The organism is Achromobacter sp. SIMBA_011 (assembly GCF_046535435.1).
GTDB classification, from domain to species: Bacteria; Pseudomonadota; Gammaproteobacteria; order Burkholderiales; family Burkholderiaceae_B; genus Achromobacter; species Achromobacter dolens.
Map to the genome: position 1 here is coordinate 1 of NZ_JAWRWN010000094.1, position 395 is coordinate 395.

Below are 395 nucleotides of genomic sequence, written 5' to 3' on the forward strand. Positions count from 1 at the left end.
TATGCGATCGGGATCGTCGTGCAGATTCCGTTCATGAATACGCCGATGTACGCGGGTCCGATTCCCGCGCATCTGGGCGGCGCGGATCTGTCGTGGCTGGTTGGCCTCTTGCTGACCTCGCCGCTGTACTACTGGCTCGCGACGCTCGACAGCGCGTACCGGCGCCGGCAGACGGGCGCGCAGTTGCCGTCGTCGTCGGCGCGGTGACGCGGTGAGTGCAGAGAGGGTCGGGCGAAGCGGCGGTCGCCGTGGTGGCGGGCGATGAGGCATGGCCGGTGCGAACCGGCCATGCCGTGCGCTTCGTCGCGGGTGGTTGCCGTGCGATCGGATCGCATGGCTGCCCGCCGTCGCCGCCGGGCCACCCCGGCGAGGCGCCCGATGCGTGCGACGCCGAG

Annotated in this window: 1 protein-coding gene and 1 pseudogene; both read left to right on the forward strand. The window is 71.1% G+C overall.

Annotation, left to right across the window (positions count from 1 at the left end; genetic code table 11):
* Nucleotides 1-207 (forward strand): annotated as a pseudogene (locus SB816_RS30065) (cytosine permease); the annotation flags it as partial.
* An 8-nt stretch (nucleotides 208-215) separates the two neighbouring features.
* A partial coding sequence (locus tag SB816_RS30070; RefSeq protein ID WP_059460765.1) for a hypothetical protein occupies nucleotides 216-395 on the forward strand: 180 nt, incomplete at its 3' end.